The following is a 21,084-nucleotide window of genomic DNA, read 5'->3' on the forward strand; positions in this document are numbered from 1 at the left end:
CCCAGCATACGGCCCGCTCGTCCGCTCCTGGGTTGTGCGGAGACGTGAAGTTGCCCCCCACCTTTTGTAGATTGAGACAAATGGCGGAGCCAGTGCCCCCCACCCCCGACCTGCTCGCGCTGCCGGGGGTCGCGGCCCTGCTCAGCTTTTTGCGGGAGGCGGTCGCCGGGCCGCAGCCAGAGCGCGAACTCGTGGCCCGCTTGGCCCGGCTCACGGGGGGACGGGCCGAGATTCGGGCAAGTTGGGGGGACGTGGTGGCGGCGGCGGGCGCGGCGGCAGGGCCAGAGGTCACCCGCCGACTGAGCTACGGGGACGCGAGCGGCGAGCGGCATGTCGGCAGCCTGACCCTGGCGGTGCCTCCAGCGTGGGCCGCGCTGGTGCCCGTGGCGGCGGAATACGCCTTGCTCGCCCGCTTGCAGGCGGCAGCGGCAGGAGCCGCACGGCGGCGGGTGGGGGAGAGGGTGCTCGACGCGCTGCTTTCCGGCACCGTGCCCGAAGCTCACTGGCCCGATACCGAACCCGTCGCCGTGGCGGTCGCGGCCTTGGCCCGCCCCCCCGCACCCGGCTCCGCCGCTCGCACTGCCCATGCCCACGCCCTCGACGTGCTCGCAGCGGTGGGGGAGGGGTACTTTCTGGAGCGCGGCCTGACCGCCCACTCCACCGTGCGCGGAGACCGGGCGGTGTGGTTGTGGCCTGCCCATGACCTGGCGCGGGAGGCGCGGGACCTGCACGCTGCCCTGCTCGCGAGCACCGCGCAGGATGTGCGCCTCGGCGTCAGCGCTGTGCATCCTGGCCCCCGGCACGCCCGCACCGCCGAGGGCGAGGCGCGGCACGCCCTGGCCGCGACCCGGCAGGCGCGGGGCATGACGACCTATCACGCGATGGACCCCCTCTATGCCCTGCTCGCGGACGGCTCCCTCGCCCTGCTGCGGGGGCAGGTGCGGTCGCGCCTCGCCGCGCTGGAAGACGGGGGCCGCACCGAGGCCACCCTGCGGGCCTACCTCGCCCATACCGGGCCGCTGCCTGACCTCGCGGCGCGGCTGCACGTGCACGTCAACACCCTGCGCTACCGCCTGCGCCGCGCCGAGGAAGTGCTGGGGGGCAGCCTGCGTGACCCCTCGCTCCTCGCCCGGCTCTACCTCGCCTTTGAGGCCGAAGAGAGTGACCCCACAGCCGCTGCAGATGGCTAGGGCAGGTGCCGGGCCGCGCTGCGTCCCAGTGGCCGAGCATGCTGGACAAACCCGCCGTGAGGAGCGTTCCGCCGCCCCCAGCAGGATTCGAGAGGGGGAGCTAGGGGCCGCTCCCTTCTGTTAAGCTTCATGAACCAAGCCTCAGCTCAGCTGCCGTCCGTTCCCCGCGGGCGGTCCGTTCCCCACCGTGGAGGTTTTTCATGAAGCACCTGCGCCCCGCCCGCCTGCTCGTGACCGCTCTGCTGCTGACCTCCTCCCTCGCTGCCGCCGAGATTCGGGTGGGAGTGGTCGTTTCGGCCACTGGGCCGGCGGCGAGCCTAGGGATTCCGGAGAGAAACACCGTTTCCCTGCTGCCGCAGACCATCGGCGGGCAACGAGTGACCTACACGGTCCTCGACGACGCTTCGGATACGACTGCCGCCGTGACGGCCACCCGCAAGCTGATTCAGGAAAGCAAGGTGGACGTGATTATCGGCACGACGACCACCCCGGCCAGCCTCGCCATGATTGACGTGGTGGCGGAAGCGCAGGTGCCCATGATTAGCCTCGCTGCCGCAGAAGCGATTATCAAACCGGTGGATGCTCGGCGGCGCTGGGTGTTCAAGACCCCGCAGACCGACGCGATTATGGCGAACGCGATTGTCGCGCACATGGCGCAAAACCGGGTGAAGACGGTGGGCTACATCGGCTTCAACGACGCTTACGGCGAAGGCTGGCTGAATGAGCTTCAGCGGGCGGCGGCAGCCCGCAACATCCGAGTGGTCGCGGTTGAGAAGTACAACCGCGCCGACACCAGCGTGACCGGACAGATTCTCAAGATTGTGGCGGCCCGGCCCGACGCGGTGCTCATCGGGGCCTCCGGGGTGCCCGCCGTGTTGCCGCAAAAGACCCTGAATGACCGCGGCTACGCGGGCCAGGTGTACCACACCCACGGGGTCGCCAATGCCGACTTCCTGCGGGTGGGCGGCAAAGATGTGGAGGGCGCGATTCTGCCCGCCGGACCGGTGCTCGTGGCCGAGCAGTTGCCCGCGACCAACCCCACCCGCCGAGTTGGGCTGGCCTACACCGAGGCCTACGAGCGGCGCTTTGGCCAGGGCACCGTGAGCACCTTTGGAGCGCATATGTGGGACGCGGGCCTCATCCTGCAAAAGGCGATTCCGGCCGCCCTGAAAAAGGCCAAGCCCGGTACCCCGCAGTTTCGCTCGGCGCTGCGCGACGCCATCGAGGGCACCCGCAACGTGATAGGCGCGCACGGCATCTTCAACATGAGCGCGACCGACCACCTCGGCCTCGACGCCCGCAGCCGCGTGATGGTGCAGGTCGTCAACGGCACCTGGAAGATGCTCAGGTAAGCCAGAAGTCAGCCAGGAAAGTTGGCGCGAGCAGGGGCCGGTGCCCGGAGCCTGGCCCCCGCTCTCCCCGCTGACATTCTCACTTCTCCCGGAGGTCCGATGTTCCAACCCGACCGTGAGGCCATGCCCCTCCCCGAACTCCGCGCCCTGCAACTCGCCCGCCTTCAAGAGACCGCTGCCCGGCAGTACGAACGGGTGCCCGCCCACCACGCCCGCTTTGAGGCGGCGGGGGTCACCCCGGACGACCTGCGCTCCTTGGAGGACCTCACCCGTTTTCCGTTCACGCGCAAGAGCGACCTGCGCGACCACTACCCCCTAGGCCTGAGCGCCGTGCCCCGCCACGAGCTGCGCCGCCTGCACGCCAGCAGTGGCACGACCGGCAAGCCCACCGTGGTCGCCTACGACGAGAATGACCTCGCCGTCTTTGCCGAGGTCGTCGCCCGCTCGCTGTACGCGGCGGGGGCGCGGCCCGGCATGACCTTTCACAACGCCTACGGCTACGGCCTCTTTACCGGGGGGCTGGGGCTGCACGGGGGGGCCGAGCGGCTAGGTTTGTGTACTGTGCCCGTGTCGGGCGGGAGCACCGAGCGGCAGGTCAGCCTCATCCTCGATCTCGAACCTGCAGTGATTGCCTGCACGCCGAGCTACGCCCTGGTGCTGGCCGACGAGTTTGCCCGCCGGGGGGTGGGGCCGGAAGACACCGCCCTGCGCTACGCGGTGCTGGGGGCCGAACCCTGGACCGAAAAGACCCGCCGCGAGGTGGAGGCCCGATTGGGCGTTACAGCGACCAACATCTACGGCCTGTCCGAAATCATCGGCCCCGGCGTCGCCAACGAGGACGCGACCGAGCAGCGCGGCAGCTACCTGTGGGAGGACCACTTCTATCCCGAAATCGTGGACCCCGAAACGGGGGAAGTCCTCCCCGACGGCGAGTGGGGCGTGCTGGTGCTCTCCTCGGTCAGCCGCACCGCTCTGCCCATGCTGCGTTACTGGACGGGCGACATCACCCGCCTCTTGCCCGAAGCGGACGAACCCAACCGCACCGGGCGCACCCTGCGCCGCATGGACGCCATTCGGGGCCGCGCGGACGACCTGATTATCCTGCGGGGGGTCAACGTGTACCCCACCCAACTGGAGGCCGTGCTTGTCAGCCTGGGCCAGGTCAGCCCCCACTACCACGTGATTCTGACCCGCAGCGGCACCCGTGACGAGTTGCTGCTGCGGGTCGAAGCTGAAGAAGAGAGCGCCGCCCTGCGGCACGAGATTGAGCGCTTGGTCAAGGTGCAAGTTGGCGTGACCGTGCGCTGCGAGCTGTGCGTGCCCGGCTCTTTGCCCCGCAGCGAGGGCGGCAAACTGCGGCGGGTGACAGACCTGCGGGGGGAAGCCGCCCTGTAGCCCCGGCAGACGGGAAGCCGCCCCCGCTCACGCTGACAGGGGGCGGCTTCCCGTCCGGCCTTCACCGAGGAGCGGGCCTCAGCGCACCTCGTACCACTGGGCGGTGAGGGGGGGCAGGCTGCCGCTGACCGCTCCGGCCTTGAGGCTGAGGCTCTTGGGCCGCCCCGCAAAGAGGGGGGTGAGGGTGCTGGCCCCGCCGGGCACCCGGATGCTCACGGTCTGGCGCTGGGTTTCGTTGAGGCTCAGGACCTGGAGGTACCGGCGGCCCTCATGGCTCCAAAGGGTGGCGCGGGCTTCCCCCAGGTTGCCGGTCAGGGCCAGCGTCTGGCGCTCGCCGTTCAGCAACACGGGCGCGAGCAGCTTAATCTCGGCGGCGAGCGTCCTCAGTTCGGTGCGCAGCCCCGTGTGGGTCGAGAGGTCGTTGGTGGGGTCGAGGTAGGTGTAGTACAAGATGCCCTTGACGCCCGCGCCAAGGGCCTGGTTGGTCATCGAGTTCAGCTCGGTGGCGGTGGGGTAGCGCCCGCCCGGCCAGCGGAAGCTTTGGAGGTTGGCAACCGGCAGGGTGCCCGTGCGGGCCGCCTCGGCGACCAGCCGCTGCATGACCGGGTACACCACCGCGAGCGAGTCGCCGTAGCCTTCCGGGCCGACCGGATAGGACTGGTTGCCCACCGCGTCGGCCCGCCCAAAAAACTCCGGATGGCTGTTGGTGAAGGAAATCGCCATGCTGGTGTAGGTGAGGTGGTGGGGGTCGAGGGCCTTGACCTCGCGGTGCCGCCGCTCCAGCTCCTGGGGGGTGATGCGGGTGTTGCAGTCGTCCGCAATCATCCAGCCCAGGGTGGCGGGATGGGTCTTGAAGGCCTGGATGGACGCCTCGCCGAAGTCCTCGACCAGGAGCTTCATGCCCCGCCCCTGCGCCGCGTCGAGCAGCTTTCCGAACTCTGCAATGTCCGCTTCAGGGTCAAACATCGTCACGTTCATGGTGTTGAAGCCCAGGTCAGCGACCGCATGCAGGTCACGCAAGCGCTTTTGCACCCGCACGCTTTTCTCGGCCGCCCACGACACGTGATAAAAGCCCAGCGGGAAAAGCGGTGCCCCGCCCACGAGCAGCGTGCCGTCGGGCCGTACGCTCGCCGCGCCCAGCGGCGCAGGGTTCAAGCTGAGGGCTTCGAGGGCGGCCCTGGCGGGGGCGCTTTCCTGCTCGGTGGCAACTTCTGCGGCGGGTCCGGACTGGGCGGCGGTGTCCGGCGGCGCGGGCAGCGTCATCTTGGTGGGCGAGGGGGCCGAGCAGGCCGCAAGAAACAGGGTCAGAGCGCAGGCGAGGGGAGCGAGTTTGTGCATGTTCTTCCTTCGGTGGCTCGGCTGACTTCGTCACAGAAGTCCCGTGGCTTTGCGTCCCTCCCTCACGGGAGGTTTGCCTTTGTCGAGAAGACGGGAGGAAAAGGAGGAGACGGGCGCTGAGGGGATTGACCGGTGAAGCTCCGATGTCCCTCAGCTCAAGACCAGCTTAAGAAAACCCTCTAACAAAATCGGCACAGCTGTCCCTTCCCGCTGCGGGGAAGTTCACAGTGGGCCGATTGTGGCGGCCCTCAGCGAGCGCCGAAGCCCGTCAGCACGGTCAGAATGGTCTTCCAGAGGATGAGCAGGTCAAGTTGCGGCGAGAGGTGCTTGACGTAGTAAAAGTCGTATTGCAGCTTCTCGTGCAACTCGTCCATGCTGCCGGTGTAGCCCTGAGTGACCTGTGCCCAGCCGGTGATGCCGGGCCGCACCCAGTGCCGGGTGGCGTACAGCGGAATGCTCTCTTCGAGGTCGGCGGCAAAGGCGAACTGCTCTGGCCGGGGACCGATGATGCTCATCTCGCCGCGCAGCACGTTGTAAAACTGCGGCAACTCGTCGAGCCGGAACTTGCGCAGGAAAGCCCCGCCGGGAAGGATGCGGGCATCTCCTCGCTGGGCGAAGGCCGCGCCGCGCCGCTCGGAGTCGCGGGTCATCGTGCGGAACTTGACCAGCCGGAAGGGCCGCCCCCCCAGGCCGATGCGCTCTTGCCAAAACAGCACGGGCCGCCCGTCCCCCACCAGCACGACGAGGGCCACCGCACCCATCAGCGGGAGCAGCACGGGCAGCAGCAACAGGGTGAGGGCGACGTCCAGCCCCCGCTTGAGCGGCAGGTAGCCCGACTGGAAGCGTTCGGTATCCAGCCAGTCACGCTCGACGAGGTCGAGCGATACCCGCCCGGTAAGCACCTCAGCGAGCATTTCCCGCGAGTAAAGCGGCATCCCGATGACGCGGGCATGATGCAGGAGCCGGGCGTGCTCGGCGGGGACCTGCCCGCCGCGGTGCCCCACAACCAACCCGTCGAGGCCGCGCAGCACGTCGGGTTCGTGCGGGGCCAAAGGAAGGTATTCCAGTTGGGGGTGGGGGGGCGGCGGGGGCACACCGGGGGTGCTGAGCAGTCCCAGCCGCCGCGGGGGAAGGCGGCCCTGGCCTATCAGCGCCAGCGCCGCGAGTGCCCCCCACAGCGCCAGCGCTGGCAGCGCGGCCCGCAGGACCTCGGTCCAGCCCAGCGCCAGCCCTGTCGCCCCCAGGATGCTTGCCCCCCACAGCGGCGGGGCGAGCACGGGCCAATGGGACGGCAGGGGAGAGGGCCGCCCCCCGGCCTCCCGCCCCAGCCGCAGGGCGAGCGCGGCGGCAATCAGCCACAGCCACAGCGCCGAGCGGACCTGCTCGGCGGGGAGGTCCCGCCCCACCAGCCCCGCCCACAGCAGCCCCCCGCCCAGGACTGGGGCGGCGTACCGCAGGAACCGCAGCATTCGCAGCCGAGCACGGGGCGTCACTGTGGCGCGGGAGCGGCCAGGAGTGAGGGGACGAGAAGCCTGCATCTCGGCGTCACCCTAGCGGATGTCGGGGACCCTGTGGCCAAGCATAGGGGCTTAGGTCCCGGCAAGGGCCGCTCCCCCCGCCAGCCGCTCCCCCCGCACCGCTTCCCAGGCGAGGGCAGAGGCCAGGGCTTCGGCGGTGGTGTGGCGGGGTTCCCAGCCCAGCCAGCGCCGCGCGCGGGAGATGTCGGCGTAGGCTCCGGCGCTGTCGCCGGGGCGGCGCGGTCCCTCGCGCACGGTGAGGGGCGTGGGCGACACCTCCTGAAAGGCCGTCACCAGCTCGCGCACCGTGACCCCCCGTCCAGTGCCCACGTTGATGGGAAGAAAGCCGCTCGCCCCCTGCTCCTCTGCTGCGGCCCGCTCGAACGCCCGCTCAAACCCCTCCAGGGCCGCCACATGCGCCAGCGCCAGGTCCCAGACATGTACGTAGTCGCGCAGGCCCGTGCCGTCACGGGTGGGATAGTCGGTGCCCGTGATTTCAAAGGCCACCTGCCGCCCCTGCGAGGCCGCGACGAGCCGCCCCAGCACGTGCGACGGCTCGGCAAGGTGCGGCCCGCTGCGGAGCTGGGGGTCAGCGCCCAGCGGGTTGAAATACCGCAGCGCCACCCCCCGCAGCGCGCTGCCGGGAGCCGCGCACAGGTCCTCCAGCATCTCCTCGGTCATGCGCTTGGAGCGGGCATAGGGACTCAGGGGCCGCAGCGGGCTGTCTTCGGTGACCCGGAAATCGGGTGGTGAGTCGTAGAGGCTCGCGCTGGAGCTGAAAATCACCCGCGTCTGCCCCGCCTCCCGCAGGGTTTCGAAGAGGGTCAAGCTGGCCACCACATTCTGGCGGTAGTAGCGGGCCGGGTGCGCGACCGATTCAGGCACCACGATGAGCGCCGCGAAGTGCAGGGTGGCCGCGATGTCGGGATGCTCGGCCAAGACGCGCCGCACCAGGGCCGCGTCTCCCACGTCACCCCGGTAGAAGGTGCGGCCCCGCGTGAAGGCCTCCGGCCCAGTCACCAGCGAGTCGAGCACAACCGGAACGTGCCCCGCGTCCTCCAGGGCCGAGCAGACCGTGCTGCCGATGTACCCGGCCCCGCCGGTCACCAGAACTTTCATGGGGGCAGCATAGCCCCCAGGACCTGACAGCATTCTTGATGGCGCGGTGGCCTTTAGGCGGGGGGCCGCAGGAGCCTTCGGCTGCGCCGCAGGAAGCGCCCCAGCAGCAGCCCCGCCGCCGTGCTCAGGCCCGCCGTCAGCCCGAACCACAACCCCCGCGGCCCCAGCCCCAGCCCAAAGGCGAGGAGCGCTCCCACCCCCAGCCCCACCCCCCAGTAGGAGACGAGCGAAATCAGGAGGGGCACGCGGGTGTCTTGCAGGCCGCGCAGGGCCGCGTTCGCGGTGACCTGCACCCCGTCTACCGTCTGAAAGAGGGCCGCGATGGCGAGGAGGCCCGCGCCCGTCGCCAGCAGCGCGGCATTGCTGGGGTCCCCGGCATCTACGAAGACGCCCAGCACGAGCCGGGGGGCGAGCAGTTCCAGCGCAGCAAAGGCGAGCATCACCCCCGCCGCCAGCCCGATGCCGGTCAGCCCGGCGCGGCGCACCCGGTCTGCCGCGCCGCCCCCCGCCGCTTGCGCGACCCGGATGCCGGTGGCCGTCGCCAGTCCCAGCGGCACCATAAAGACCGCCGTGATGACCTGGAGGGCCACGTTGTGCGCCGCGAGCGCTTCCTCGCCAAAGCGGGCCATCAGGAGCGAGGTGACGCCGAACATGCCCCCCTCGGCCCCCAGCGTCAGGCCGATGGGCCAGCCCAGGCGCAGGAGTGCCCCGACCTCGTTCCCCACCTTCCCCCCCGGCGGGGCGGGAAAGCGCCGCAGCGCAACGGGCAGCAGCGCCAGCGCGGTCGCCCAGGCGGTCATGGCACTCGCGGCGGCGGCCCCTGGCAGCCCCAGCGCGGGGAGCGGCCCCCAGCCAAAGGCGAGGGCGGGACTCAGCAAGGCGACCAGTCCCACGCCCCCCAGCGCCGTGACGGTGACCACGCGGGGCTGCCCAGTCCCCTCCAGCGCCCCCCGCAGCGCCACAAAGGTGAGGACCGGGAGCATTCCCAGCGCGTAGAGCCGCAAGTAGCTCGCCGCGAGGTCTGCGCGTACGCCCGGCGGCGCGAAGGCCGGCAGCAGCGCCGCAATGCTCCACATCAGCGGCAGGGCGAGGGCCGTCAGCCCCAGCGCCAGCCGCAAGCCCCCGCGGAGGGCGAGGGCCACCCCCGCCGGGTCCCCGCGCCCGTGCGCCTGCGCCGCCCGCGGCCCCACCGCGAGCATCACGCCGCTCAGAATCAGGAAGAGGAGGTAATAGACCGCGTTCGCATAGGCCGCCGCCGCGAGTTCGGCGGTGCCCAGCCGCCCAATGACCGCCGTCGAAATCAGGGTGAGGGCATTGGCCGCAAACTGCGACATGATGACCGGCCCCGCCAGCCGCACGAGCGGGCCGAGTTCGCCCGTGCGAGAGCTGGCGGGGAGGGCCGGGTCAGAGGTCACCGGGAGAGTGTAGGGCAACCCGCCGCGTCTAGCGGTCCTCCGGCCCGTCGAGCGCTTCCCGGTCCAAGGTCTCTGGGTCCAGGGCTTCCACCTCGCCCCCGGTAAACCGCTTGGTGAGCCAGCGGTCAAAGCGGGCGAGGCCTTCGGCCTGCCGGGCATAGGCCTCTTGGAGGAGGCGCAGCCGGGCGTGCAGCACCCGCAGCCGCTCATCTGTGAGGGGGATATCGGCGCGGGTCCAGTCGCGGCGGTAGGTGCCGCCTACGGTGTGGGTGGCGCGGCGCAGGGTCACCATGTCGCGGACCTCGTCGAGCGGCACGCCCAGCGCCCGCAGGTCCAGCACGTCGCGCAAGAGCCGCAGCGCGTAGGGGCCATAGAGCGCCCGCCCGGAAGCCGTCACCTGATCGGGGGTCAGCAGCCCCAACTCGGCGTAGTGCATCACCGTGCGCCGGGTCACGCCCGCCTCCCGCGCGAGTTCGGCGGTCGTGTAAAAGGTCAGCGGGGTCAAGGGGTGACGACCACCTTCCCGGTCACCCGCCGCTCCAGCAGCGCCCGCAGCGCTTCTGGGGTGCGCTCCAGCGGGTAGCGTGCGCTCACCAGGGGCCGCACCGTGCCCTCCTGCACCCACCCCAGCAGCCGGGTGAGGTTGCGGGCATTGGCGCGGGGGTCACGCCGGGCGAACTCGCCCCAGAAGACGCCGACGACCGACGCGCCCTTGAGCAGCGGCAGGTTGAGTGGCAGTTTTGGAATGCCGCCCCCCGCGAAGCCCACCACCAGAGAGCGCCCGCCCCAGCCGACCGACCGGAACGCCGCCTCCGCGAGGTCGCCGCCCACCGGGTCGAAGATGACGTCCGGCCCCTTGCCATCCGTGAGCGCTCCCACCCGCCCCCGTAGGTCCTCCGAGCTGTAGTTCAGCGTCTCGTCCGCCCCGTGCTCGCGGCAAAGGGCCAGCTTCTCGTCCGTGCTCGCCGCCGCAATCACCCGTGCGCCGAGCGCCTTGCCGATGGCGACGGCGGCCAGCCCCACGCCCCCCGCCGCCCCCAGCACGAGCAGCGTCTCGCCTTTCCTGAGGTTGGCCCGGTCGACCAGCGCGTGCATGGAGGTCCCGAAGGCGAGCGGCAACCCGGCGGCGACCTCGGTGCTCACCCCGTCGGGCAGCGGCATCACCGCATTCGCCGGGGCGAGAAGCTGCTCCGCAAAGGCCCCGGTCCCGGTGAAGGCGGCGACCCGTTGCCCTGGCCGCAGGTGCGTGACGCCCTCACCCACCGCCGCGACCGTCCCGGCGGCCTCCGCCCCCGGCGTGAAGGGGAGGGGGGGCCTCACCTGATACTGGCCCATCACCATCAGGGCGTCGGGATAGTTCACGCCCGCCGCCTCCACCCGCAGCACCACCTCGCCGGGGCCGGGGGCAGGGTCGGGGACGGTCTGGACGCTGAGGGCTTCGGGCTGATCAAAGGCGGTGCAGGTCACGGCACGCATGGAAAACCTCCGGTGGGACGGGAAATGGGGGGGCTGAACGTCCCCTGGGGCGGCGCTTCATTCCGTTGCCGCATACGTCGGGCGGCAACTCCATTTCGCGCCGCCCTCTTTACGGGGACTCCCTCCGTTCGACTCAGAAGGGTCACCCCACCTTTCTGAGTCCCGCCCTATAGTAAACGCCAGCGTTCACAGTTGACGTTCACGGACACTCTGTCCACCGACGCCTGCGCCCTGAAAGGAGCACTCCCGATGGCCCCCTTCCTGTCCCGCCGTGACCTCCAGTTTCAGCTCTACGAGGTGCTGGGCACCGCCGCGCTGCCCCAGCGTCCCCGCTTTGCCGAGCACTCGCGCGAGGTCTACGACGACGTGCTGAACCTCGCCTACAGCGTGGCCGAGCGCTACTTTGCCAACCACCTGCGCGAGGCGGACACCCACGAGCCGCATGTCGAAGGCGGCAAGGTTAAGCTGCCCCCGCAGGTGGCGGACGCGATGCGGGCCTTTCGGGACGCGGGCTTTTTCAGCGCCCACCACGACGAGGAGCTGGGCGGCCTGCAACTCCCCTGGGTGGTCACCCAGGCGGTGCAGGCGCACTTTCAGGCGGCGAACATCTCGACCAGCGGCTACCCCTTCCTGACCATCGGCAATGCCAACCTGCTGCGCGAGTTCGCGTCCGCAGAGCAGCAGGCCAAATACCTTCCCCCGCTGCTGGAAGGCCGCTGGTTTGGCACGATGGCCCTTTCCGAGCCGCACGCGGGGTCCGGGCTGGCCGACATCACGACGACCGCCACGCCCAAGGGAGACGGCACCTATAGCCTCACCGGCACCAAGATGTGGATTTCGGGCGGCGAGCACGAACTCTCCGAGAACATCATTCATCTTGTGCTGGCGCGGATTGCGGGCGCTCCGGCGGGGGTAAAGGGCATCTCGCTCTTTCTCGTGCCGCGTTACCGGGTGGGGCCGGACGGCAAGCCGGGCGAGTCCAACCACGTCGTCCTGGCGGGCCTGAATCACAAGATGGGCTATCGGGGCACCACGAACACCCTTCTGAACTTTGGCGAGGGCGGCGAGACGGTGGGTGAACTCGTGGGCGAGCCGGGGCAGGGCCTTGCGCAGATGTTCCACATGATGAACGAGGCCCGCATCGGCGTCGGCATGGGCGCGGTGATGCTGGGGTACGCGGGCTACCTCGCCAGCCTGGAATACGCCCGCGAGCGGCGGCAGGGACGGCTGCCCGGCAACAAAGACCCCCACAGCCCCCCTGTGCCCATCATCGCGCACCCCGACGTGCGCCGAATGCTGCTGCGGCAAAAGAGCTTCGTGGAGGGTGGCCTCGCGCTGGGCCTTTATGCCTCCTCGCTGGTGGACGACCTGCATACCGGGCCGGAAGAAGGGCGGAAGGACACCGGGCTGCTCCTCGACCTGCTGACCCCCATTGTCAAATCCTGGCCCAGCAAATACAGCCAGGAGGCCCTGAGCGACGCGATTCAGGTCATGGGCGGGGCGGGCTACACCCGTGACTTTCCGGTCGAGCTGTACTACCGCGACAACCGCCTCAATCCCATCCACGAGGGCACCGAGGGGATTCAGGCCCTCGACCTGCTGGGGCGCAAGGTGACCCAGGCGGGAGGGCGCGGCCTGAGCGTACTGCTAGAGCGCTTGGAAGCCGACCTCGCCGCTTCTGAGGCGCTGGAGGGCATCGCCGAGATTCGCACGGCCCTCACCACCGCCGTCTCGCAGAGCACGGCGGCCCTGCGGACTCACCTGGGCCGCGCCGCCGAACTCGGCCCCGAACGCTTTCTTGCTAGCGCCCACAGCGCCCTGGAGATGCTGGGCCACACGGTCGTGGGCTGGATGTGGCTGCGCCAGGCGGCGGCGGCGGCCCGCCAGTTGCCTCAGGCGCGGGGCGACGACCCCGACTTCTACCGGGGCAAGCTGCACGCCGCCCGCTTCTTTGCCCTCTACGAGCTGCCCAAGGTGGGGGTCCACGCCGAGCTGCTGGCGAGCGCGGACCCCACGGCGCTGGAGATGCAAGAAGCGTGGTTTTAGCGCTTGCCATCTCAAGCTCCTTCCAGCGGCAGTGTCGGCTGAGGACGCCCTGGCAGACAAAAGGCCTCTGACCTGCGACGTTTTTCCCTGACGCCTCACCCAACTTCAGGGGTAAGGGCTTGGGGCAGGCCCCCACGCTGCACGGCTTGCCAGGCCAGCGAAATCACGGACCTCGCCGACCGCGCGGCGGTGCCAAAGCGGTAGGCGCGGGCGGCCTCCGCAAAGGCTTTGTCCTCGTCACACTGCGCAGCCTGGAGGCCCAGCGACTCCAGCAGCAGGCACCACTCACTCAGGGGAATGTCCTCCGGCTGGCGCGTGCCCCGCTCCCGCAGACTCGGACGTTGGTCCGGAGCGACGAAATCGGTCGCGCCACAGGGGTGCACCGTCCTGTGGAGGTCTCCAGCCTGGACCGCCAGACTCGCTCCCTCCAGGACCGCTCGCCTGACCTGGGCAGGGTTGAGCTTGGCCTGCTGCGCGTAACGGCGTACCAGCCAGCTTTCTGTGATGGGACCCTCGGCCCGGACCAGCCGCGTCACCGCGTCGCGAACAGAGGCCATCGGTGCCAGACGAGGGTCTGGAAGACTGTCTTGCAGGCTCGTCAGGGGCGCGAACTGAAGGGGTGGCCTGGGGCTGCGAACGGGTGGCGGCGCGGCCTGCTGCTCCTTGCGGGACTGGACGGCGGTGGATGACGTGGACGCAGGTGGCGGCGCAGCGAGCAGGCTTTGCCATCGCAGCGAAAGTACCTCCGCTTTTCCTAGGGCGCGGGCCAACTGTTCGTCGGTGGCGGCGACGTTGCGTCGCAACCAATCTAGGGCAGTGTCACGGGTTCCGAAATGCTGCAAGGCCTCGGCCACGAAAAGGGTGAGTTCTCGCCTCTGCGGTTCCCAGGCCTGCCGAGGTCGCCGATAGCCATTGCCGGCCCAGCCCATCACGTCCAGAGAAGCGATGACGAAAGAAGCTGGCTCGATGCGGTAGCCCGTGAATGCCTCGACCAGCTTCCGCAGCTGAGAGTGATGGATGACGCCCCCATAGAGGCCTCCCAGGTACCGGGCGCACTCCCGGAGTCCTCCGACGTCCTGGGGTCGCCGAACCAGGTAGCCGCCCGCCGTGACACGGTAGCCGTTGGCCCCGGCGTTGACCTGCTCGGCACTCAGGCCGAGGGCCCCAAGATGCGGGGCAGCCACGACGGGTCGCCGGTCGACGCCGTATTCTCGTGCTCGGCGCGGCAACTCTTCCAGAAGGGTCTGCCGCTGCCGGGGCGTAAACGTGACGGAGGACGTGGGAGCAGGCGCCGCGGCAATGGCGCGGGCCAGCCGCATCATGGCCACACTCAGGTCGAGGTCGAGCAGGCCGCCCTCGCTGGTTCCCTCACCATTTCGGCCCCGCTGCCAGGCTTGCTCGCGGTAGTCTCGGCCCTGGAGCGGTGTGGCGGCCTCCCACAACGTCTGCGGTACCGTCACGGGGCCTTGCCGTGGGCCGTAGGGGGGAACGTACCCGGCGCTATGTTCCCCGCACACCAGGAGCCGGTAGGGGAGAGCCGCGCTTGTCCAGCGGATGCTGAGCCGTCCTGCGCGGTGTTGCCGGACCAGGTCCGGCGGCAGTTCGCCCTCGCCGCACAGGAGCAGGTTCACCGTGATGTTCCTGTCGTCGCAGCGGCGTAGCAGGAACTCCAGCACCTCCGGTTGCGCGAGGACGTCCTGGCGCGGGCCTTGCAACCAGTAGGTATGCCCGGTGGCCGCTCGCCATGGCTCGGTGGGGCTGAGTGCCGTCTTAAACCCGCCCCGAAAAGGAAGCAGGCTCAGTTTCTGTCCTGCTTGAACGTCCAGCAGGTCAAACAGTTCGGCGAACTCTCCTCCAAGTTGGCCGTGCTGCGCCGTGACCCGGAGCGGGGGAAACCTGTCTACCTGACCGTCCACATCGAGGTACAGCAGGAAGTGCTCAGGGTAGCCGCTGGCGGGAACACTGCCCGCCGCCAAATCCGTTTCGGTTATCCACCACTCCTGTGTGCGGCTTGGGACACTGTGCAAGCCACGGCGAATGAACAGGCCACCGGGGAGGCGTTCGAACTGCAACCGCAGGAGCTGCTGCTCAAGCAGCGCCTCACTAGCGGGCCGATCGAGGTCTGGATGGTCGCCGAGGAGGTCATTGAGCACCACCTCAGCCCCTGTGGGCACCACGAAGTCGGCGCTTCGCGCAGACACCTCGAAGACCAAAGGGTTGGCGGTCGTCCAAACCGTGACCTGACCTCTGTACACACCGGCCTGCTGGGGCCGGGCAGCCAGAAAGATGTGGTTGGCCTCGTGGCGGGCCTCCACCCAATCGGGGGTCGACACGCCGGTGACCTGCACGTCGGCTGCCGTACCGTACCCCTCGTTCCGCACCTCAAAGTGCACCTCGCGCGTCCCGAGCGCCCCGCCCTGATAGCTGGTGGCGGCAAGGGGTGGACGGGGACGCTCGGCGTGAGCACGGAGTTTGGCTTCGAAGGGCCGGCGGTCCGCTGCGTAGGGATTCCAGCGGCGCACGTTGAGCCGCACGCCGTCCGCGCTGCGGATGTCCCCGACGAGCATTTCCCTGGCATAGGGCGTCCAAGTCAGCACGGGACTGAGGGTTACCGCCCGTTGCAGGTCGCTCAGCGTGAGGTGCGGTCCCAGATAGCCGCGCAGCAGCTGCAGCAGGGCGGCAGCAGGCAGGGTCAGATTGCTGCTGGCGTTCACAAATCTGCTCTCCAGCAGCTTGGCCAGCAGGGCCATTTCCAGTTCACGTGCGACTAGGATCGCGTCCACTTTTGTGCCTCCTTGAGTCCGGCTTCTGTCAGGGCCAGCACGGCGTAACCGCCCTCGGTGCGGGGAATGACCTTGCCCTCCTGGATGAGGCGGTCGATGGCCGCCCCAATCTTTTGGTCGTCCACAAAGCGCAGCAGGCGGTAACCGGGAGCGGAGCGTTCAAACATCGAAAACGGCTTAAAGGTGGCCCCGCGTTGCTGCCCTTCCTCGCCGCGCAACAACTGAATCAGCGTGCCGCGACCCCGCGCCCTGCCCGTGCCCCCAGACGCTTGGTGGAAGTAGTGCATCATGCGCAGCACCTCGCGTTCCGGGTTCCAGATGTCTGCGAGGTTTTGCGAGGGCTGACCGCTCCACGGCAGGCTGAGGTCAGGGGCGCAGACGTCGCAGCGTCCGCACTGCTGGTAACTGCGCCTCTCGGCGTCAAAATAGGCATGAAGCTGGTATTCGCGGCACCCCTGGGCCGTGAGGAACTGCTCAAACTCCTCGAAGCGCCGTAGCTTCTGCTCGCGCAGCTCCCTGCATTTCGCCGCGTACGCTTTGAGGTCCCAGCGGCGGATGCGGACATCCAGGGCCGGAGCCAGAGGATTCACGCCCAAGTGTCCCTCCTGGGCATAGGCGTGCAGTTTTTCCTGCAAAGCCTCCGCCTGGGGGACGCCGAATCGGCGGCTAAGGTGCACCGCGCCGCTCTCGCTGAGCAGCTCTCTGACCTGAGGGTCATCGGGGACATCAACGCCGTAGAGCGGAAAGACCCGGTACGGACCGGGCACGAAGTTGGCCTCCACCACGCCGGCCTCCTGGAGAAGATGCAGCACGGTCGAGAGGCGCGAGATGTCCACGTCTTCGTCGGCCAGCTCCCGCTCGGTGGGATAGGTCGCTGCACTGATGCGTGTCAGCAGCGCTTCCACGTCCTTTTCGCTGGGATAAGTTTTCCCAATCAGGTTCGCGGCGCGTCGGCGCAGGTTGCCGGACTTCAGCAGCACGGCATAAGCGGGGTTTCCGTCCCGCCCCGCACGGCCCGCCTCCTGGACATACGCTTCGAGCGAGAGGGGCGCGTCGTAGTGCACGACCAACCGAATGTCTGGCGCATCGACGCCCATCCCAAAGGCGTTCGTGGCGACCATCACCTGAAGCTCACGGTCCTGGAAGAGTTCAACGAGTTCGGCGCGGATGGCGGGGGAGAGGCCCGCGTGATAAGCCTCGGCGCGGATGCCCACCTCGCCCAGCAGGGCCGCGACCCGTTCGGTTCCGTCGCGGCTGCCGACATAGACGATGACCCGCCCATCTCGGCCCTCGTCGGTGCGGCGCAGGCCCTGAATCAAATCCACCAGGATTTGGTCTCGGTTTCCCTTGGTGGTAGAAATCACCCGGTAATGCAGGTTGGGGCGCTCTACGGGCCGCGTCTCGTGAACGGGGGACTGCATGCCGAGCAACTGCATCAGTTGGTGCTGCACTTGAGGGGTGGCCGTCGCGGTGAAAGCGGAAATCGGCGGGCGCAGGCCCCAGTCCTTCAGCGTCTCATGCACCTTGAGGTAGTCCGGGCGGAAGTCGTGGCCCCATTCGGTGAGGCAGTGCGCCTCGTCATACACCACCCGTGCCGGAGGACGGGTCCGCAAGAGTTCTTGGAGGTCTTTGCTGCGGCTGACCCGTTCGGGCGCGGCATACAGCAGCTTCACCTCGCCCTGTTCTGCTTCCCGCAGTTGCGCGAGCTGCTCGCCGCGTGACATTCCCCCCCACAGCCCCGCCGCAGGAAGGCCGAGCTGCTGCAGCCGCAGCACTTGGTCTTGCATCAGGGCGACCAACGGCGAAACCACCAGCGTGTACCCCTCTGACAGCAGCGCGGGGAGCTGAAAGATGACGCTTTTGCCGGAGCCGGTGGGCAGCACGGTGAGCAGGTCGCGCCCGCTGAGCGCCGCCAACATCCCGCGGAGCTGCCCTGGGCGGAGCTGCGCGCCGGGTAGCTCAAAGGCCTCCCGCAAGCCCCGCTCCAGAATGTCGGGCCAGACCTCGCGGGGATGCGAGGCGAGCAAGTCCCGCAGCTCCGCCAGCAAGCGACCCTTGGCGGACAGGAGAGGAGGCATGGCCAGCGTCTTCCCGTACAGCTTGCCCAGGGCGTCGTACAGCGCCTCGCGGCTATCCAGGCGTTTAATATTGCCGGGTGGCACGGGCAACGCACCCAGGAAGCGGCCCTGATAGTGGCTGACCGGGAGGCGCTTGTCCCACAGCACAAAAGCACCTGACCCACTGCGCTTCCGGTCGTCGCGCACAAGGCGGCCAAAGGCCTGCACGAACTTGAGGACCGCTCGCGGTAGGTAGATGGTGTTCCAGAACTTCTCGAAGTTGCCTAGGGCCACCCGCTGCTGGCTGAGCACCACGTCAGGGATGGGAAACGGAAGGCGGTCTAGGCTCACCATGCTGAGGTCGCGAATATCTACGCCCTGCATAAATCCGGCGGACCCCAGCGCCGTTCCCGTCTCCTGGCGGCTCAGCTCGCGCACCACACGGTCTGAGCCGTCATGAACGCTAGAGAGGTGCGGAACGCCTGCCTCGCGCAGGACTTTGGAAACGCCCCGCTGACGCTCGTTGGCTGTCAAGATGTGGAGGGAACGGTGCGGCAGTTGCGGCGCGAGGGAGGAGAGTTCTTGCCCGGCCAGGGCGGCAAAGGTGGGCTGCCGGGTTAGGGGAAGGTGCCCGGCGAGCAGGACTTGTCCGAGGGCATAGGGCAGCGTAGGGGGAAGAGTCAGAAACCGGGCCGCTGGCAGCCCCAGTTCGCCCTGAAAGAGGCCAAAGTCTGCGGTTTCCCCCTCGCCCTGAGCCGCTTCGCTTCCGGGAATGCGCAGGGTGGCGCTCGTGAAGACCACAGACTTGAGGCTTTTCCAGAGGGGCGAGAGCCGTTCATGGATCCACAGCGGCACGCTCCACAAACTGCCATCTTCATCATTGGCGCTCACGGCATACACGTCGTGGCCGGGGTCGCGGCCCAACAAACCCTTCAGCGCCTCGTGGACCGCGTCCAGACGGCCAGCCAGAATCTCGACCTCCTCCCGTAGAGCGGGCAGTTGCGACAGTTCGCGCAGGTATCCGGCCAGCAGAGGCAGGCGCCTCAGGAGTCGCTGGCCAGTTTCCCGAACGGCCCGGAACTCCGGCGAGTCGGCCTGGGCGGGCGTGATGGCCGCCGTGAACCCGAAGCCCGTGCTGCCCTGACCGTACTGCATGGCAAAAGTGCGCAGTGCCCGGTGCCAGAGGCTCAAGTCCTCCCGAACATCGTCCAGCTTCGGCACCAGTCGGCGCACGAGGGCCACGACCTCATAGGCTTTGTGCTCGGTGGCCTGCCGCTCGGCTCCGCTCAGGAAGCCCTGCTCGTTGACCACCCGGCGCTTCCACGCGCCAAAGGCCCGCAACAACTCGCCTGGCAGGTCACTTTGGCGCGAAAGCCAATCTTGGGTGGGGTCCAGCAAGCGGTCAGGCGACTGCGGCGCGTCGCTGATGAGACTTTGCAACTGAGAGAGTAACTCCCGGCCACTGCTGTGGCGGTTGGGGGAGGTGCCCAGCAGAGTGAGCAGGTCGCGTCCGACTTGCTCTGCCTCGGCTCCCAGACGGCGTGGCCGCTGCTCCAGCAGCTCATTGAGCAGCGCCCGCAGCCCCTGCACACTGACTTCCCGCCGCAGGGCATTCTGCGCGGCCTCGCTGAGGTCGTGTGCCTCGTCAATCACCAGGCGCGTGAGCGGAAGTCCCCCTAACTCGTCCTGGCCTTGAATCAAGGTTTGGAAGAGCAGGGCGTGGTTAATCACGATGACTTGCGCCTGCTCCCGCGCTCTGAAGAGCGGAGAGTAGGCGCAGGTCTGATGAAACGTGCACGCCTCCGAACACCGGGCGCGCACCGTCGCCACCGTCTGGCGTAACCGCTGGTAATCGGCGGAATACCGCAGCGGGGTGGGAGGAAGGTGGTCAAACTCTCCAAGCGCGGCGTGCAGGAGGAAAAGTGCGGCGGCGCGCGCCTCTCCGGGGGGCATGAACAGCAGGCCGGTGTCCGGGTCATGCTTGCTCAGGAGCCAGTGGGCGAGCCGGTCGGGGCAGAGATAGTTGGCTTGGCCCTTGAGGGCCAGCACGTTGAGGTTGAACCCTGCCTCCCGCAGGGCCTCGGCCTCGGCCAACACTTGGTTTTGCAGCTGCCGCGTGTGCGTGCTCACCAGAATGGGTTCGCGTGCGCGGCCCTGCAACAGGGCGGGCAGCAGGTAACCACGCGTCTTCCCGGTGCCCGTGGGGGCCTCAATCACACTGAACCCGCCCCTCTGGAGGGTCCGCGTCACCTCGTCCAGCATCCGTTCCTGTCCCGGACGCGGTGAACTCAGCATCTCGCGCCAGTTGCGGGGGGTCTGCCCTGCCTCATGGCATACCCAAGTACGCTCCGCTTCTCGCCGCAGCGCGGTCGCTGCGAGCCGCTGCACCTCGGAAGCTGTCGCTGCCGGACGCGACCACGCGAGGCGAAACTCTGGGACAGGCAGAAGTTGGAGAAGCTCCCTGTCTAGAGCCGGAAAAGCTCGCAAGCGGGTGACGCAGGCATTTACCACCCGCAGGGTGGCGCGGCAGTCTTCCAGAGCGCGGTGGGCCGAAGCGTGGGTCTGGCCCGCGACCCAGGCGTGCAATGATTCCAGTTGATAGACTTCGGGCGGCTCCGGGTCGCGGGCAAAGGCAAGCGGCGCGAGAAGGAGAGAATCGAGCAGGGGGCGTGCTCCCAAGTCGATCTTCGCCGCCTCCAGAGCGCGGCGCAACACCGGTACGTCATAGCGCTGGCCGTTGTGGGCCAGCAGAGCCGAGTCGTCCAACCAGGTCCTAAACTCGGTGAGCGCCTGCTGTACTGGAACACCCGCCTCTTGCAACTCCTCTGCTGTCAAGCCGGTGAGCTGCGCCACCTCCTTTGGCAGCAGCACCCCCCGAATCAAACGGTGGAAATGGTCAATCTCCTGGCCGTTCCGGACTCGCACAGCAGCCAACTCCAGAATCTGCGCTTCGTCGGGGTCGGCGGACGTGGCCTCAAGATCGAAGATGACGTACTCAGACAACTGGCGCGTGGCGTCATCGGCGGACACGGCTGCGTCCACCTGTTCGGGCAGGATGAGTCGCCCTCCCTCCTCCAGGATGCGCCCCTCACTGGTTTGCACCACTTTGGTCAGGGCACCCACCGTTCGCGCCACGCCGAGTCGTATCAGCTCTTCGGGGGTGCTGGGACCACGGGTACGGAGGGCCGCTACGACCCTGTCCTCAATCGACAAGCCTCACCTCATCGAGGGATTGTTGACAGCCCTTCAAGATGAAGCAATGGTAAGGCCCTTTCCTTGCCCATGGGGCGCAAATGGGGCCAGACGGGCTGGCCGTCCTTCATGCTTCCTTAACTTCATGTGAGTACCGGGTTCCTGGTGCCTCTCCGCGGCCCTTACAGGCTGCATGCACCCGTC

The 21,084-nt window shown here is 68.6% G+C and carries 12 protein-coding genes and 1 riboswitch; of the genes, 4 read left to right on the forward strand and 8 right to left on the reverse strand.

All coding sequences use genetic code 11. From position 1 onward, the window contains the following. The first annotated feature begins 80 nt into the window (after positions 1-80). The 3 genes from H565_RS15305 to H565_RS0111945 all read left to right on the forward strand — a co-directional run bounded on the left by H565_RS15305 (position 81) and on the right by H565_RS0111945 (position 3,937). Positions 81-1,190 (forward strand): PucR family transcriptional regulator, encoded by a 1,110-nt coding sequence (locus tag H565_RS15305; RefSeq protein ID WP_034409438.1) that lies wholly within the window; start codon positions 81-83, stop codon positions 1,188-1,190. A 200-nt stretch (positions 1,191-1,390) separates the two neighbouring features. Beyond that, complete coding sequence (locus H565_RS0111940; protein ID WP_027461237.1) at positions 1,391-2,542, forward strand: ABC transporter substrate-binding protein; 1,152 nt, start codon at positions 1,391-1,393, stop codon at positions 2,540-2,542. A gap of 99 nt (positions 2,543-2,641) precedes the next feature. Beyond that, positions 2,642-3,937 (forward strand): AMP-binding protein, encoded by a 1,296-nt coding sequence (locus H565_RS0111945; protein WP_027461238.1) that lies wholly within the window; start codon positions 2,642-2,644, stop codon positions 3,935-3,937. A 78-nt stretch (positions 3,938-4,015) separates the two neighbouring features. Here H565_RS0111945 and H565_RS0111950 read toward each other — a convergent pair whose 3' ends face one another. The 6 genes from H565_RS0111950 to H565_RS0111975 form a co-directional block, all read right to left on the reverse strand. Then, on the reverse strand, positions 4,016-5,275 hold the full coding sequence (locus H565_RS0111950) for a hypothetical protein (RefSeq protein WP_027461239.1): 1,260 nt from the start codon (positions 5,273-5,275) through the stop codon (positions 4,016-4,018). An 8-nt stretch (positions 5,276-5,283) separates the two neighbouring features. Next, a riboswitch (cyclic di-GMP riboswitch) is annotated at positions 5,284-5,363 on the reverse strand. Between the two features lie 160 nt (positions 5,364-5,523). Next, positions 5,524-6,813: a sugar transferase gene (locus tag H565_RS16145; RefSeq protein WP_245576222.1), complete on the reverse strand. Its 1,290-nt coding sequence runs from the start codon at positions 6,811-6,813 to the stop codon at positions 5,524-5,526. 51 nt (positions 6,814-6,864) lie between these two features. Continuing rightward, positions 6,865-7,911 carry a UDP-glucose 4-epimerase GalE gene (galE, locus tag H565_RS0111960; protein WP_027461241.1) on the reverse strand — a complete coding sequence of 349 codons (1,047 nt, stop codon included), beginning with the start codon at positions 7,909-7,911 and terminating at the stop codon, positions 6,865-6,867. Positions 7,912-7,964: 53 nt separating this feature from the next. Next, positions 7,965-9,326, reverse strand: a complete 1,362-nt coding sequence (locus H565_RS0111965) for an MATE family efflux transporter (protein WP_027461242.1) — start codon at positions 9,324-9,326, stop codon at positions 7,965-7,967. 28 nt (positions 9,327-9,354) lie between these two features. Continuing rightward, positions 9,355-9,822, reverse strand: coding sequence for a MerR family transcriptional regulator (locus H565_RS0111970; protein WP_425387408.1), 468 nt, complete (start codon positions 9,820-9,822; stop codon positions 9,355-9,357). Between the two features lie 5 nt (positions 9,823-9,827). Further along, a complete protein-coding gene (locus H565_RS0111975; RefSeq protein WP_027461244.1) occupies positions 9,828-10,802 on the reverse strand; it encodes an NADPH:quinone oxidoreductase family protein in 975 nt (324 codons plus the stop codon). A 249-nt stretch (positions 10,803-11,051) separates the two neighbouring features. On the opposite strand from H565_RS0111975, the gene H565_RS0111980 reads away from it, so the two are divergent. Then, positions 11,052-12,848 (forward strand): acyl-CoA dehydrogenase, encoded by a 1,797-nt coding sequence (locus H565_RS0111980; RefSeq protein ID WP_027461245.1) that lies wholly within the window; start codon positions 11,052-11,054, stop codon positions 12,846-12,848. A gap of 95 nt (positions 12,849-12,943) precedes the next feature. On the opposite strand, the gene H565_RS0111985 is transcribed toward H565_RS0111980, so the two are convergent. After that, a complete protein-coding gene (locus H565_RS0111985) occupies positions 12,944-15,631 on the reverse strand; it encodes a hypothetical protein (RefSeq protein ID WP_027461246.1) in 2,688 nt (895 codons plus the stop codon). After that, on the reverse strand, positions 15,616-20,901 hold the full coding sequence (locus H565_RS15840; RefSeq protein ID WP_084542979.1) for a RecQ family ATP-dependent DNA helicase: 5,286 nt from the start codon (positions 20,899-20,901) through the stop codon (positions 15,616-15,618). Before H565_RS15840 ends, H565_RS0111985 begins: the two co-directional genes overlap by 16 nt. Positions 20,902-21,084 lie beyond the last annotated feature (183 nt).

The organism is Deinococcus murrayi DSM 11303, assembly GCF_000482805.1.
GTDB lineage: Bacteria > Deinococcota > Deinococci > Deinococcales > Deinococcaceae > Deinococcus > Deinococcus murrayi.

Coding starts and splice junctions, on each gene's coding strand:
- H565_RS16145 (WP_245576222.1), bottom strand. CDS start 6,813: ATGCAGGCTTCTCGTCCCCTCACTCCTGGCCGCTCCCGCGCCACAGTG.
- H565_RS0111940 (WP_027461237.1), top strand. CDS start 1,391: ATGAAGCACCTGCGCCCCGCCCGCCTGCTCGTGACCGCTCTGCTGCTG.
- H565_RS0111975 (WP_027461244.1), bottom strand. CDS start 10,802: ATGCGTGCCGTGACCTGCACCGCCTTTGATCAGCCCGAAGCCCTCAGC.
- H565_RS15305 (WP_034409438.1), top strand. CDS start 81: ATGGCGGAGCCAGTGCCCCCCACCCCCGACCTGCTCGCGCTGCCGGGG.
- H565_RS0111950 (WP_027461239.1), bottom strand. CDS start 5,275: ATGCACAAACTCGCTCCCCTCGCCTGCGCTCTGACCCTGTTTCTTGCG.
- galE (WP_027461241.1), bottom strand. CDS start 7,911: ATGAAAGTTCTGGTGACCGGCGGGGCCGGGTACATCGGCAGCACGGTC.
- H565_RS0111945 (WP_027461238.1), top strand. CDS start 2,642: ATGTTCCAACCCGACCGTGAGGCCATGCCCCTCCCCGAACTCCGCGCC.
- H565_RS0111980 (WP_027461245.1), top strand. CDS start 11,052: ATGGCCCCCTTCCTGTCCCGCCGTGACCTCCAGTTTCAGCTCTACGAG.